We start from the raw sequence: 14,647 nt of genomic DNA, 5'->3' as shown, positions 1-14,647 counted from the left end.
ATTACAATTTCCGCCAATTCTGCAGCAAATCGTCAAGAAATGGCTTTAGTCGAGTTTCCCACTTATCTACGTGAGCTTCTCGCTCTGGTGAGAAGCCAGATTTCTCTATATCGTGAACAAGGGCAACAATCTCGTCTGCAGCCGATGGCAAATCATCCGCTAATTTCACATCGAAATTCCGCCTATGCGCATCTATATTTGATGCAACAACAGGAAGCCCATACGCGAGAGCTTGTGCGATCCCGAGATTCCAGCCTTCCCATTGCGAGAAATTAGCGTAAATGTCAGACGCATAATACAATTCTGACATTTCTTGATCTGTCACGTTTGCAAAACATTCGACACCCTCAGATGACACATAATAAATGTCATCTAGTGATGCTTTTCCACATTGGACAAATACGACCTTATCTTGTATTTCTTTAATATTTCTATTAATATAGCCTCTCAAAGCAATGAAGAAATCTACGCCTTTGTAGCTGCGTTCTGCCTCATGAAAACGGCAGACATTGAGTATGACAACCTTGTCACCCCATCCGTACTTTGAACGGATTTGGTTGCGAATATTTTCTTTGGATGGCTCCCACCTATCCATATGCGAATTACCAAGTGGAACCACAACCATTTCCGGAAAACCGGATTCGTCCCTGACCGGCTCTGAGTTGCCATACAACCGCCGCATCAAAGACAGAGCAAACGTCTTCTCTTTATTGATCTCTCTACGACCTTCCGCATCAGGGAACATATGCGGAGGGGGTTCGCCGTGATCATAAGCAGCGACGAATGGGAATGGTCCTGCCCAACGAGCAACGGAGAAGAATGGAGGTGTATGCGGTATCACAATATCAATGTCGTTGGTTGTCGCATAAGCGATCGCTGTGAAAGGATCGTTCAATTCGACACGTGTGCAGCCCTCATAGGCAATATCGTTCGGGGAGGAGTACCCGCCGATATGCACTTCAATTCCCTGGCTGCGCATGTAAGCTGCGTGCTGTTCAATAACGACTGGAACGCCATGTCCTCGTTGATGTGTGCAACTCAAAATTAGGACGCGTGGCATCTTTCGATGGCGCGGCGAGTTCCAAGGCTTACGTCGGCGAAGCACTGCAGCAGGTTTATACGTATCCTGAAGGCTAAGGTTCGGGCTATAATATCTGTCGTCAAGAAAATAATCTTGACCACGGCTACGTGCATACCTGCATTCCAGAAGGAATCTTTCCTTCTGCTCATCAGTAACGTCTAATCCTCTGGACTTTGATTCTAAATGCGTAACGAGAACAGAATTGAGTTGATAGTTTGTGTAACCCGCCTTCAGCATGTTTATGCAGAGAAGCGTATCATTGAAGGCAACGGCCAGATTCTCGTCAAATCCGCCAACCTCCCAGAACCGATCTCTACGCGTAGCAATGCAGGCACCCGTCACTGCTGAGACTTCTCGGTCATGTTGAGCAAGACCATGATATCCGAAATCAGCTGGTTCAATATTCAGATCAGCATGCCCTGCCACGCCCTGAATGCCCAGGACGACGCCGCCATGTTGGACAGAGCCATCTTCATACAGGAGTTTCGCTCCTACCAAGCCGATCCCATCAGCTACCGCTGCCGTTACCATGCGGCTTAGCCAGTCAGGTTGAATGATCAGCGTGTCGTTATTCAAAAACACAAGGACGTCAGCAGCACTTGCTTTCGCTGCAACGTTATTCAATCTTGCGTAGTTAAAATAAGAATTATCAGAGATTACCAAGAACTTCCCAAGAGACGCTCCGTCTTTGAGATAATTAATGGTTTCCTCTTCAACTGAACCGTTATCAACTATAATGATATCGTAGTTCTCACGCGAATAATTTGTTTTTTCAATTATTGAATCAACGCATGGGGCAACAAGAGACAATCTGTCACGAGTTGGTATGATAATTGAAACTTTTTCTCCTCGATCGCCAACGGGAGATTTTGCAGCGGCCTCAAGTAATTTACGCTCGGGATTCCGCTCTGTAAAAAGGACAAAAGGAGTCCTTCTTACAGCCTCTGCATTCAAAGAAGATGCGTAAGCTGTTATTCCGGCCTCAATTTTAGGGGAGCCGTTCATCGCTGTGAGGATGTTCGTTACGGTTTCAACGTTATCTCCGACACGCGTCCTTATGAGGGCGCATGCTCCCATGTAATTTGACGACTGAGCTAGTCTTGGTGAGTACGATGGTTTGAAAAAAGGTTCGTCAGCCCGGCCGTTTTTACCGACATAGATTTCGTCAGAGTAAACAAGCTCAACACGCTCGTTCCCCATTTCTGAAGCCATCACAGCTGTAGCTTCTGGTCGAAGAATTATAGACGACGAGAGAACCAAGAATGAGTCGACCGACGTAATCGATGCTACTTCGTTTCTCCAAACTGGCTGGATGTCAGCGCGTTTTCGCGCCAAAGCTTCGATCTCCTGTCGCATTGGAGAGTCGAGGGGGGCACACACCAATATCTGCTTTACTGGAATGACCTGAGCGTCAATCGCAGCAACACTCTGTTCAAGTTTCAGGTGGCTCGAATTCTCAACAATGATGAGTGCGCTGACAGAAGGAATTTCGCTTTTTTTTGACAGTGCTGCAAGCACGGTCTTATCTTGCTCAGTCAAGTTTGGAGCGTAGATCCCTGCAGCGTCTTCTCCAGAGTGCAATACAGACAGGCCGATGCGACGTTTGATGGCGCGAAACAAAATACGTCGAGCTTCCGCTTCGCTTGGGCGAGCGACTTTTCGAAGGAGGTCAATCCGCGGCTTCTGAGGGGCTAGTCTTGCATTAACAGCGCGCAGCGGATGCGTTAGCTTCCAGCTCTTCGACGCAACCACCATGGAATTCAAGGTCGTTGCCGCTTCCAACCGCTTGGTAACGTCGTGAAGCGTCCGCTTCGTCTCGAAAAGTTCTGTCTCGGTGGTTTTTTGGTCAGTGCGCAAGCGGTCATAAAGTCTGCGAGTGTTTTTCAACTCAGCATCGGCGCGGGAAAATTTGCCTCGGAGATCACTGACTTGATCACCCAAATCATTCTTTTCGCGGTCCAAACGAAGCCGGTCTTCATCGATTAGATCGCGATCTGTCTGCAGCAGCGACAGTCTTTCTCGCTGCTGGCTTTGCTCGAAGCTATGTCGAGCGTGAGCTTCATACAGACGACCGTGGGGGCGCCCGGCTTTGCTAAAGGCAGAGCGCAGTTTGAGGATCGCGTCCGGATCCTGTAAATTCGTGAGCGCGAGGATTGGCTGAGGCGCATTCTCACCAACAGCCACAACCCCCAGCCCGTTGCCATGCGGGAACTCGAAAGACGGAAAAGTCCTCAATAGTTCCTCCCAGTAGCGCCAAACGCCGAACCCCGGATGGCGAACGTTCACATCGTGTAGGATCACAACGCCGCGGTCGGACAGCTTGGAGCGCCAGCTTTCGAAATCGTGCTTCACGGCTTCGTAGGTATGAAAACCGTCGATATGTAGGAAGTCGACCGACCCATCCTCGAACTCGCCCAGAGCCTCATCGAACGTCATGCGCAGGAGATGCGCGAAATCCTTGTATCGCTCGTCCACGAAAGCGCGCAGGTCGTCATAGATCGTCTCGCTGTAGCGCCCGGCATGTTCGTCGCCCTGCCACGTGTCCACGGCATAGGCTTTGCCAACGATCCCCTTGCGCATCATAGCGTTGCAAAAGGCACTGAAGGAAACGCCTGCGTGGCTTCCTAGCTCTACGAGAACGCGGGGACGCGTCGCTCCCATAAGCCAATGGGCGACGGGAACCAGTTCGTGCCATCCGCTTGGAGCGAGGGGTAGAAGGTTTTCGGCTTGAAGATCGTCCAGATGCTCGGCGGAGAGGATCGTATCGAACATTGGCTCGTCGTTCATGAAGCTGCCTTCGGTGTGCACACGGATCTCATTTTGAAAACGCTGAGAACGCTTCCACTTAGCTGCGTGGCGAACACCTTAAGCACCGGACTGTCAAGCAGCAAACCCGCCAGTGGGACCGATCGGTGCCCAGGTGGTGAACCACCAGGGATAGACGCCCATTCATGATTTTTGGGTTTGGCTTCGAGTTCCAACCCTCACGCTGCTTGAGCTTCTTCGGATCCAAACCCAGCTCGCTGGGCACTCTCTGATGCAGAGCAAAACCCTTGGAGCGTCTGGGAACGTGACGCCTCCAAGGCTCGCTTTGCCCTCAGCCTGGAGCGTCGACATGAGAACTATACAGCTGAAAGCGGGGGGTGAGATGTCGGCCCCGCCGAGCTCAGCCGCGAATCCGCGCTGAAAAAGCAGGCCGTATATGGCAAGAAGCGAAACTTGGGCTCTCCCTCAATCCGAGGAGAAAGGAGTCTCGAGGTCAGATGCTGCGCCCTGATGGGTACCGCGAACACAACGAGAAGGCATCATGGACGTCAAAAGCAGCGCTACGGCGCTCAACAGCACCGCACACAAGCCAAAGCTGGAAGCTCTGACGAGCTTGCGTGGGATCGCCGCAGTGGTTGTCGTCCTGGCTCATATCCAGATCTCTTTCCCTCTCGGCCTGGAATATGTCGTCCATTGGCACAACGCTGCCGTGGACCTGTTCTTCGTACTGAGCGGGTTCACGCTCTTTTACGTGTACGGTCTGCTTGACGACGGGCAGCTTCGATACGGACGATACCTTTTGGCGCGATACGCACGCGTCTACCCTCTCTACCTGCTATCGCTTGCCTTGGTCGGTCTGCTCTATGTGTGGCCACGCGTCATCGAACCCACCAGCTATCCCTTGAAGGTCACCTTTGTTGATTTTCTGGCGCAGCTGCTGGGCATCAACGCATGGCCTCTCGTTGGAAATGGCGTCCACTGGAACTTACCGACCTGGTCGATTTCCGCCGAGCTGTTTTGCTATATCCTGCTGTTCCCCCTCCTGTTCCGGCTTGGACGGATCCGCAGCGATCGGGCCATTCTCGTGGGAACGGCCGTTCTTGCCTTCCTGTCTTTCGTTGCGTTCGTCGGTTTTTACGACCCACGGATCATGGATACGCGCTTACAGGAGGCAAGTGGAGAGGCCGTCTATTGGGTCGCAGTGATCCGAAGCGCATGCGGGTTTGCTTGCGGATGGCTGATCTACTGCGCCCACCGCAACAAGGGTTGGCTCAGCGATAAAGCCTCGCAGCTTTTCACGCCCCTTTGCCTTTTGGTTGTTGCTTTGATCATCGCCTGGCCGATCAGCGGCCTGCCCATGCATACGATCGTGCTTCTGTTTCCGCTTCTGATCCTAGGTGCGGCGCGACCCACTGGACCTGCGGCCAGACTGCTGGACGGCTCCACCCTGCGGTTTCTGGGAGAGATCAGCTACTCTCTCTACATCTTCCACATGCTTCTCTACATCCTGTTCGTGAACACCCTCGGGATGGCGAATGGCTGGGGCTTTCGGATCTATGCTCTGTACCTCATGACCCTTCTGCTCGTTTCAAGCTTGAGCTATTTCGCGTTCGAGCAGACTCTCCGCAGGCGCATCAATAGGCTCGCATTCAAGCGGTCCTGACGCATTTAGAGTAGTCCTTATCCTCATCGGGGATGTGGACTCTCGCTTAGATCGCCGCATGTACAACGGCCCCACAAAATATTGGGCTCCCGGCGCTATTCGAAGACCTGTTGCCGTCGATGGCAGTAGCGTGGCTTGCCCCCGTTAGGTGGCCCGGTTCAAATCTAATGCATGGTGGCTTTGAGATGCTACCCGTTGTTGGACCAGTTGGCCGGTCGTCATCCAGCTTCGACCGGCGGCGGCGGGCCATGTGCCGAAGATCGATCGACAGAGCTCTCGCCACCGCTGCCTCCCTTCCGATCGACGAAAGGAAGCACGAATGACGCCAAGACTCTACCCGGCCGGAAAACGCTCTAGGGCCTGTTAGCGCCTGACCCAATGGAGCGTGGCGGCGAGGCAGAGGACGCCGAGGAAACTGGTTGCGGTCTTCTCGTAGCGGGTAGCCACGGCGCGCCATTCCTTCAGCCGAGCCCACAAACGCTCGACCCGATTGCGGTTGTTGTAGATCCAGTCCGGACAGGCGACGGGGGCCTCGTGGCGAAGTGGGGGAATGGCAGGCCGGACACCCATGTCCCAGATGTGTCGGCGGAACGCATGGCTGGTATAGCCGCGGCCGGCCACCACCCACTTCGGCACGTCCGGTAGGCGATCGAGGAGCGGGACGGCGTGCGGCAGTTCATGGGCCTGCCCAGGTGCGAGGCGGAATGCGATGGCACGCCCTGCGCCGTCGGCCATCACGCAGGCTTTGGTGCCATAGCCACCACGAGATCGGCCAAGCGCTTCACGGCCGTCTCGCTCTTTTGCAGATCCCCCTTTCGACTGGCGCCTGCCGCCTTCTGGTGAGCCCGGATATTGGTGCCGTCCAGGAACACCATGCCGAGCCTGACGCCGCGTTCCTGGACCAGCACAAGCAGCCTCTCCCAGACCCCCAGCCGCGCCCACCGGATAAAGGTCTGCGCGGCCATCCACCACGGGCCGAACTCGGCCGGCAGAGCACGCCACTTCGCTCCGTTCTGCTGACGCCAAAGGATCGCTTCCACCGTTCGGCGAAGGTGCGGGCTCGGAACCTTCGCATGCGGGCGGCACGCTTCGATCAGCGGCTCCAGATCAGACCATTGCTCGTTGCTTAGCATCTCAGCTCTCCGTCATCGGAAAAGCTGGCGACATAGAGTCGGCTTCAGACGCTAACAGGCCCTAGAGTTCTGGGGTGGGACCGGGTTGGTTCTTGTGGCCGATCGCAAGCGCGTACACCGTATTATGCAGGTCAACGCTCTTGTGCTGGAGCGCCACATAGGCCGTCCGCGGGGCCGGATCCAAGACGGCAAGGTCATGGTGATGCGTTCGAATTTGAAATGGTGTTCCGACGGACTGAAGTTCACAAGCTGGAATGGCAAGGTCATCGTAAGCGTCGTCCCGACCGCACCTTGCTGAGGGCGAGGTAGGCGTCGAGTCTGAGCCCTTCGCGTTGCAGGAGGGCTTGGAGCTATGTCGATGTCATGTGCCGATGCTGGCCCGGAGCCGGTTCGGCGGTTCGAGGTGTTCACGGGCGCGGGCCGTCGGCGCGAATGGAGCGATGAGGTGAAGGCTGCGATCGTTGCCGAGAGCTATTCGGGCCTGGAGAGCGTGAGCGCGGTGGCTCGCCGCCATGGGCTCGGCCATTCCCAGCTCTTCACCTGGCGCCGCCAGCTTCGCGGACCGATGAATGACGCCGATCGAGCTTCGCCGCTTTTGCCCTCACCGGTCATCGAGCAACGCTTCGTGCCGGTGGTGGTCGCGGCGGCGAGCGTGGAGACTAAGGGTCCGGCGCGCAAGCGACGTCCGCGCTCCGCCGGCAAGGCAGGCCCAACGATCGAACTGGAGATCGACGGCGTCTCGGTGCGGATCCCCAATGGCACCGACCCGCGCACGATCACGGCGGTGATACAGGCGTTGAAGGGCTCATCGTGATCGGCCCCTCGGGCTCGGTCCGGGTGATGGTGGCGACCAAGCCGGTGGACTTCCGCAAGGGCGCCGAAGGGCTGGCGGCCCTGGTGCGCGACACGATGGGCGCCGATCCCTTCTCGGGCGCGGTCTACGTGTTCCGCGCCAAGCGGGCCGATCGGATCAAGCTGGTGTTCTGGGACGGCACGGGCGTCGTCCTCGTCGCCAAACGCCTGGAGGACGGCGAGTTCCGCTGGCCGAAGGCGCAGGACGCCGTGCTGCATCTGACAGCGGCCCAGCTCTCGGCGCTCCTGGAAGGCCTCGACTGGCGCCGCGTCCATGCCGTGCGGGAGACCCGTGTGCCGGCTCTGCCAGGCTGACGTAGGAGCGGCAAAGCCTGTTGCCGCTGGGATTGGGAGGTGATTCACTGGCTCTATGACCCTAGCGGCCGACACGCTTCCCGACGATCCCAGCACGCTCAAGGCGATGCTGATCGCCGAGCGGCTGCGCGCCGAGCGGCTCGAGCAGATCATCAAGGAGTTGCAGCGTCACCGCTTCGGCCGCCGCGCCGAGACGCTGCCCGAGGACCAGCTCCTGCTCGGGCTGGAAGACGTCGAGCAGGGCGTGGCCGACGACGAAGCGGCCGAAGAAGCTTCCGCTCCGAAGGCGAAGGCCGAACGGGCCGTCCGCCGCCGGGCGAACCGGGGTTCGCTGCCCGCTCATCTGCCGCGGATCGAGACCGTCGTCGACATCGAGGACAAGGTCTGTCCCTGCTGCCGGCATGCGCTGCACGTGATCGGCGAAGATGTCGCCGAGCGTCTCGACATCGTCCCAGCCCAGTTCCGGGTGCTGGTGACGCGGCGCCCGCGCTACGGCTGCCGGGCCTGCGAGGGCGTCGTGGTCCAGGCTCCCGCGCCGGCACGGCTGATCGAGGGCGGTATGCCCACCGAAGCGACCGTTGCGCAGGTGCTCGTCTCCAAGTTCGCCGACCACCTGCCGCTCTACCGCCAGGCTCAGATCTACGCCCGGCAGGGTGTCCATCTCGATCGTTCGACGTTGGCCGACTGGGTCGGGCGTGCCGCCTTCCTGCTGCGGCCCGTCCACGAACGGCTGCTCGGTCATCTGAAGGCCTCTTCCAAGCTCTTCGCCGACGAGACCACGGCGCCGGTGCTCGATCCCGGCCTCGGCCGGACCAAAACCGGCCAACTCTTCGCCTATGCCCGCGACGATCGCCCCTGGCAGGGAGCCGATCCGCCTGCCGTTGTCTTCGTCTATGCCCCCGACCGCAAGGCCGAGCGTCCGGTCGAGCATCTGCAGGGCTTCACCGGCACGCTGCAGGTCGACGGTTATGCCGGCTATCGGGCGTTGGCCGACAAGGGCGAGGTGAAGCTCGCCTTCTGCTGGGCGCACGTGCGACGCAAGTTCTACGAACTCGCCGCTGCCGGTCCCGCACCGATCGCATCGGAGGCGCTGGAGCGCATCGCTGCGCTCTACCGGATCGAGACCGAGATCCGCGGACGATCCGCCGAGGTGCGTCGCCTCGTGCGCCAGGACCTCACCCGGCCGCTTCTCGACGCACTCGAAGCCCTGCTGCGCGAGAAGCTCACGCTGATCAGCCAGAAGACCAAGCTCGCTGAGGCCATCCGCTACGCGCTCTCACGCTGGGAAGGCCTGTCCCGCTTCCTCGACGACGGGCGCGTCGAGCTGGACAACAACGTTGTCGAGCGCTCGATCCGTCCGCTCGCCCTGACGCGAAAGAACGCCCTCTTTGCTGGATCCGACGCAGGCGCTCGACACTGGGCCGTCATCGCCTCACTCGTCGAGACCTGCAAACTCAACGGCGTCGATCCACAGGTCTACCTAGCCGATGTCATCACCCGCATCGTTCAGGCCCATCCCAACCGCGGCATCGACGAACTCATGCCGTGGCGGTTCAAATCCGCTGAGACTGCGCTCGCAGCCGTGGCCTGAGGACAGCGCTTACAGGTCATCCGTCTAGCCTTCATGATCGACGCCTTCGTCGCCATGACCAGCTGCAGCATCATGGCTCCAAGCCCTCCTGCTACGCCAAGGGCTCAGACTCAATGCCTATGACGCTCTAAGCGAAGCGCGGACGGAACGGCGTTTACGACCAGCCTATAACACCCTTTAGATTAAATAAAAACGGCGGGAATTTCTCCCCGCCGCTTTGCATTAACAACTGTCAGAAGTGATAGCTGTCGGACTTACATTACGCGAACAGCGTAATATCGGAAGCATCGAGCGTTCCAGCAAGGCCAGTAACCTTCACCAGATGATCGGTCGCTGCGAACGTCGCGTTATCAGTAGAACCCGAATGCAGGATATAAGTATCCGAACCATACGTGAACTGCGCAACCGAGCCAGCAGCGTTTGCTGCACCGCCAGTTGCAAGCAGCGCGTTCACAGCCGTAGCAAGATCGGCGGCGCCCGAAACTGCAGTCTGCTGAGCGGCCGTCAGCGTAACAATGGTTACACCAGCACCCGCAACGCCCGACGCGCCAGACTGGGCAAACTGAAGCCCATCAACAGCACCTGTTGCAGCATTCGAACCAAGATTGAGATCCGTGATCGTATGAACCGCGGAAACAGACGACTCACTTGCTCCAAAAACGAACTTATCGTTGCCTGCGCCGCCGGTCAGTACGTCCGCACCAGCACCGCCACGGATCGTATCATTGCCGGCACCACCCACGATGATGTCAGCACGTCCAGAACCCGTGATCGTGTCGTTACCAGCGCCGCCCCGGAGCGTTGCACCAGTGGAAGTTGCGTAGGCAGAGGCATTGATGGTGATCGAACCAGCCGATGCCGAAGCATCAACAACCAAGTTTGTTGCGGTGTGGCCTGCTGCAATCGTGATGCTGTTGCCGTTACCTGCGTTACTGAAGGTAATGGTGTCCAAGGATGTTGCGTTCGTGGTCGTAAACGTAACAGCGCCCGTGTTAGAGGTTACAGTACCGGTTCCCGTCAACGCCAGCTTTTCAACGCCAGCGAGTGTAAGGCCTGTAAGGTTGATCGACTGTGCTGCAGGGTTAGATCCGGTTGTAACAGTCGTCAGCGTCGCGTTAACCGAGTCAATCTGGCCAGCTGCCGTAGCGTTGGTCAAGCCAATTGTGATTGTGCCATTCGCGCTGTCCGCTGCAAGAATAGAAACGTTAGCAGCCTGAGCGGCCGACAGACCGGTCACGCTAGTGGCGTTACCAGCGTCGTTGATCCGGACACCGGTGATGCCCGAGATGTTCCCCAAATCAACGCTCACCCCATCCTGAACCTGAAGCAGTTCGAAGTTGGTGTACTTCGCACCAAGCGCGGCGGTCGCGAGATGTGCACTGTTCGATACAACCAGGGTATCTGTTCCGGCGCCAGCATCCACGGTACCAGTCGTCAAAGCCGAACCCGTGGTGAACGTGTCAGCGCCCGTACCACCAATGACTTTTGTAGTCGTGGTGGAGCTCAGTGTCAGAGCGACGCCGCCGGTGTTCGTGGACGCGTTGACATTCGTGAAGTCGGTATCAAGAGCGCCAGTGATGGTGGTCTTGCCGGCACCCGTAATGTTCAGCGTGCTTTCGGTACCAGTCGTAGCAATGCTGGCAGCGGTAAGCGCGGTTGCAGCATTAATGTTGATGGTCTTGGAGGCCGCAAGGTCGATCGCACCCAGGGTGTTTGCTGCACCAGACGAAACAACTGTAGCCGTCGTGAGACCTGAACCTGTCAAGGTGACCGCACCGGTAGTTGTTCCACCAGTGACGTTGACAGTCGAAGACGTGGCAGTAGCACCATAAGAAGCGTTTACGTTACCGTTCGCAGTAACGCCATTGCCGTTCACAGTGATGTTCTGGCCCTGCGAAAGGCCATTGAACGAAACAATGCCGGTCGAGTTGTCGGAAACGAAATCCGTTGCTCCAACGAAATTCGCCGCAGAAACCGAAATCGGGGTCTGCGAACCAGTAACCGCAGTCACGCCTTGCTGAATGTTGATGTTAGCAACGCCGGTGCCGGTATTTGAAGCATCGGTCACGTTGCCAGCAGTGCTGCTAGTAAGGACAGCATTTGCGCCAGAGCCATTTGCACCGGCATAACCAGTCAAGGTTCCAGACGGAGTTGCCCCACCGACCGGGGTGGTATTGCCGCTAAGGAAAGCATCACGAACGTCGGCTGCGGTAGCTCCGGTGCCGCCTGCGGTCACAGTACGACCGGCGATAACAACGGTCTGGCCGGCAGTCAGATCTGTAAACGTGACAGTCGCAACCTCAGTAGCACCATTGACAGCAGCGGTGCCGTTGATGTTGCGAATGCTGATAACTTCTACAGCGGTCGTTGTGAGCGTCGGATTTACGCCGTTAGCGGAAGTATCCGTGTACGCAAACGTGTCCCGCCCCGATCCACCGTTGATGGTGTCAGCAGCTTGAACCGTTGTGTTATCGCCCCGGAACGTATCGTTCCCGCTCGTACCAGTGAGACTATCCGTATTGACCGTCAACACAGATGTCGTACCAGTGTTAGGCGCAACACCGGTGTTGGTGAACGGACCTGCAGCTGGAACGCCAGAACGTGTCTCAAACTGGCCGAACAGAATGTAGTGCTGGTATGCCGTTGCGAATGCTTTGCCGGTGCCAACGTTTTGAGCGACGTCCTGGTTGGCAGCGAGGTAGGTAGCAGCGTCGAATTCGTTAGCGCGGTTATTATTGTCGGTGTCGAGGGCTGCGTCAGCGGTGTTATTCGCAAAGCGGCCTTCTGCAGCGCCGAACTGGAGGAAATGCGCGAACGGATTGACGCGAGCAGCAGCGACATCCGGATTCTGTGAAAGATAGAAGGCAGTGTCGAAGTAAGCGCTCGGGTTGCGGCTCTCAAAGCGACCGAACGTATTGTAGTGCTGTTCCGCGCTTGTGAAAATACCGCGCGAGATCGCAGCAGCGACGTCCGGGTTTTGCGAGAGGTAGAAGGTCGCGTCAAACGCAAGCTGTGCCATTTGGAGTCTCCGTTGGCTTCGTTGAGGGCTGGCGCCAGCCCTGCTGGCATGCTGATCAGATCGGCCGCCATGTCACGGCTCGCGCAAACGAGCGGTGACTGAAGAGGCCGCGCCCTAAAAGGGCGGCGAATGCTGGTTTGAAAACTTCCCCGACGGCCCCCGCCGTCCTCCCCATGCTTCATTCGAGATCAGGGATACAGCAATCACTGTATCCCTGACAAGCGACCCTCAACCGGCTTTCGCCTTCCGCGTGTCGCAACGTGATTAAAAAGACGCACTTACCGTGTCAAACCCGACCTATGGTTTTTCGCCCGTTAAGGTTCGGGTCAGGTTCGAGTTTTTTGAAGTGCGATCAAGCGTCCGCGTGTTGCTCGCCCTGCGGATGAGAGATAGCGGGATCGGCTAGAACGCCTATCAGACGCATGATCCCCGTATCCACATCACCCAAAACGAGGTCGTAGCCATCCGCACGGGCGCTCTTCGTCATCGTGTCCCCCGCCGTACCGTCGAAGAGAAGATGATCCTCTCCCAGTACGAAGCCCTTGATCGTCAGCGAAGTGCCGGTGTGGTAATGCACCGTCTCATGCAGACCGGCTTGCAACGTCGCAACACCATCCTTCGCCTGAACGATGGTGGACTCGACAGGTTTGGTTTCCGTCTTGGGATCATCGACCGACAGGGCTGTGTCCAACGGCGCTAGAAGCTCGGGCCTGGAAACGGTCGTGTCAACGGCGGCATGGTCTGGCGAAATGCTGGACGTAGTCTTCTCGCTTGAACTATCGGTCAGCGGCGTTTTGGTCTTGGATATGGAATTATCAGAGAGATTGAACGACTGTTGCAGTGAGTCCGCTAGACTTGTGTGTTTGACGAGCTGAGACACGACCCAGCCGAGATCGAGCGTCGATCCGTCCTTCGTCCCTTCAGCCTTTGTAGCGGGTAGAGGACTGGTAGTGCCAGTGGCGGTCTGCGCAACGGCAACAGGTATGGGCGCGGACGTCTCGGCAGGTGTGGAAGGTGTAGGCGTGGAGCGCGTTGTTTCCTGCGCGGGAGCCATAGCCTGCACAAGCGATTGGAAGACCGAAGATCCAGCCCCCAACGGGGTCGTCTTGTGCGCGTCAGATGCTGCAAACAGAGCGTGCTCAGTCCACCCATCTGCAACCGGCTTGACGCTGATAGCCGCACTCAATGAGCCGATTTCCGCCACTACGGCATGATGGGCGGTGTCTGCTTCACTGTGCGTGACAATCGCGATGGGATCGACAGGCGCGGACACAACGGCCGACACAGACGCAGGCAGCGATGGTGCCTTAGCGTGGACGGACTCGACGGCGACGAACGCATTCAGGAGAGAGACGAAGCCCTGCGTCAGTCCTGTGTTCTCGGGCGTCGAATGCGCAACCTCGCTCGCGAACGAGCGGGCGAACTCGGCCGCCAGAAGACCGGCCGCGAGCGTCACGCTCGCGCTCATGCCAGGCACTTCAGCCAGAAAACCGTGCGATGAAGCCAGCGTAAAACCAGTGCCAGGAACGGTTAGGAAATTGGTTATAGGGGATGCGTTGGAAAGGGTTTGGAGCGAGAAGGTCGCTTCTTTGCTCAGGCGACGATGAAGAACATCCACATCGCCAGTAGGCTCATTGCTGGAGGCGGCGGGCTGGTTGGAATGGGCAGCCTCAGGGTCAGCCTGCGAAGCGCCGGTTGTCACGACCCACCCTCCGTGATGCCCGATACCGGTTACATCATCGTGGTGGGTCGCCGCCTCGGCCCTGCCGTGCTCCAGAAGGTCGATCAGCATGATCGCGGCAGCGACAAAGGCGGTGAGGAACGCACTGGGATGCAGGACGACGTTGGAGCCTCTGCGCACCTGGGTGCTCAGCGCAAGAGGCGCATCCGCCAGCATCTGGTCGGACACTTCACGGAAGCTCGTCCCAGTATAGGCACCGCCCGTCACGCAGTTGATGACATGAATCTCGCTGTCGATACGCGCGATATGGACAACGACATTGTCGGTGCCCGCCTGAACGTACACGAACCAGGGATCACCCTCGTCGGTAACGCCGGCTTCGACGTCGACATTCAGCCCGGCCGCACACAAGCGATCTCGAACGCGATAGAGTTCGGCGAGATCCTGGTTCTGCCAAGGCATCTTCGTTGGCAGAAGGGGCGTATTAGGTTGGCGACGTCCGAAGGAAAGAATGGTTGCCGTCACGACGCGATCCGCTCCCAAGCG

General features: G+C 57.8%; 8 protein-coding genes and 1 pseudogene. 5 read left to right on the top strand and 4 right to left on the bottom strand.

The window, feature by feature from the left end:
- Position 1: 1 nt before the first annotated feature.
- The gene (locus tag M673_RS23935; protein ID WP_082640101.1) at positions 2 to 3,868 is read right to left on the bottom strand and encodes a class I SAM-dependent methyltransferase; all 3,867 of its coding nucleotides are present in this window, start codon (positions 3,866 to 3,868) and stop codon (positions 2 to 4) included.
- A 520-nt stretch (positions 3,869 to 4,388) separates the two neighbouring features.
- Between M673_RS23935 and M673_RS23085 the strand changes: the two genes are divergently transcribed.
- Positions 4,389 to 5,510 (top strand): acyltransferase family protein, encoded by a 1,122-nt coding sequence (locus M673_RS23085; protein ID WP_061979090.1) that lies wholly within the window; start codon positions 4,389 to 4,391, stop codon positions 5,508 to 5,510.
- Positions 5,511 to 5,873: 363 nt separating this feature from the next.
- Here the strand turns inward: M673_RS23085 and M673_RS23080 are convergent.
- Positions 5,874 to 6,643 (bottom strand): IS5 family transposase gene (locus M673_RS23080; protein WP_148640254.1). Its coding sequence is split into 2 segments (ribosomal slippage): positions 5,874 to 6,328 and positions 6,328 to 6,643, totalling 771 coding nucleotides; the frame shifts between segments, so codons are not numbered across the junction.
- Positions 6,644 to 6,737: 94 nt separating this feature from the next.
- Between M673_RS23080 and M673_RS25055 the strand changes: the two are divergent.
- The 4 genes and pseudogenes from M673_RS25055 to tnpC all read left to right on the top strand — a co-directional run.
- Positions 6,738 to 6,911, top strand: a pseudogene (locus M673_RS25055) (IS3-like element IS426 family transposase); the annotation flags it as partial.
- 90 nt (positions 6,912 to 7,001) lie between these two features.
- Positions 7,002 to 7,457 carry an IS66-like element accessory protein TnpA gene (tnpA, locus tag M673_RS23075; protein WP_148640090.1) on the top strand — a complete coding sequence of 152 codons (456 nt, stop codon included), beginning with the start codon at positions 7,002 to 7,004 and terminating at the stop codon, positions 7,455 to 7,457.
- Entirely contained in the window at positions 7,454 to 7,810 is a 357-nt protein-coding gene (gene tnpB / locus M673_RS23070; RefSeq protein ID WP_061976826.1) for an IS66 family insertion sequence element accessory protein TnpB, read from the top strand. The genes tnpA and tnpB overlap by 4 nt, the downstream gene beginning before the upstream one ends.
- 55 nt (positions 7,811 to 7,865) lie before the next feature.
- Positions 7,866 to 9,401: an IS66 family transposase gene (gene tnpC, locus M673_RS23065; protein ID WP_061976823.1), complete on the top strand. Its 1,536-nt coding sequence runs from the start codon at positions 7,866 to 7,868 to the stop codon at positions 9,399 to 9,401.
- A gap of 259 nt (positions 9,402 to 9,660) precedes the next feature.
- On the opposite strand, the gene M673_RS23930 is transcribed toward tnpC, so the two are convergent.
- Entirely contained in the window at positions 9,661 to 12,420 is a 2,760-nt protein-coding gene (locus tag M673_RS23930; protein WP_082640100.1) for a beta strand repeat-containing protein, read from the bottom strand.
- 352 nt (positions 12,421 to 12,772) lie between these two features.
- Positions 12,773 to 14,626 (bottom strand): hypothetical protein, encoded by a 1,854-nt coding sequence (locus M673_RS23055; RefSeq protein WP_148640253.1) that lies wholly within the window; start codon positions 14,624 to 14,626, stop codon positions 12,773 to 12,775.
- Positions 14,627 to 14,647: the final 21 nt, after the last annotated feature.

The organism is Aureimonas sp. AU20 (assembly GCF_001442755.1).
In the GTDB taxonomy this organism is placed as follows: Bacteria; Pseudomonadota; Alphaproteobacteria; order Rhizobiales; family Rhizobiaceae; genus Aureimonas.
The sequence above is the reverse complement of the archived record's forward strand: the minus strand, read 5'-3'. Positions and strand labels throughout refer to the sequence as shown.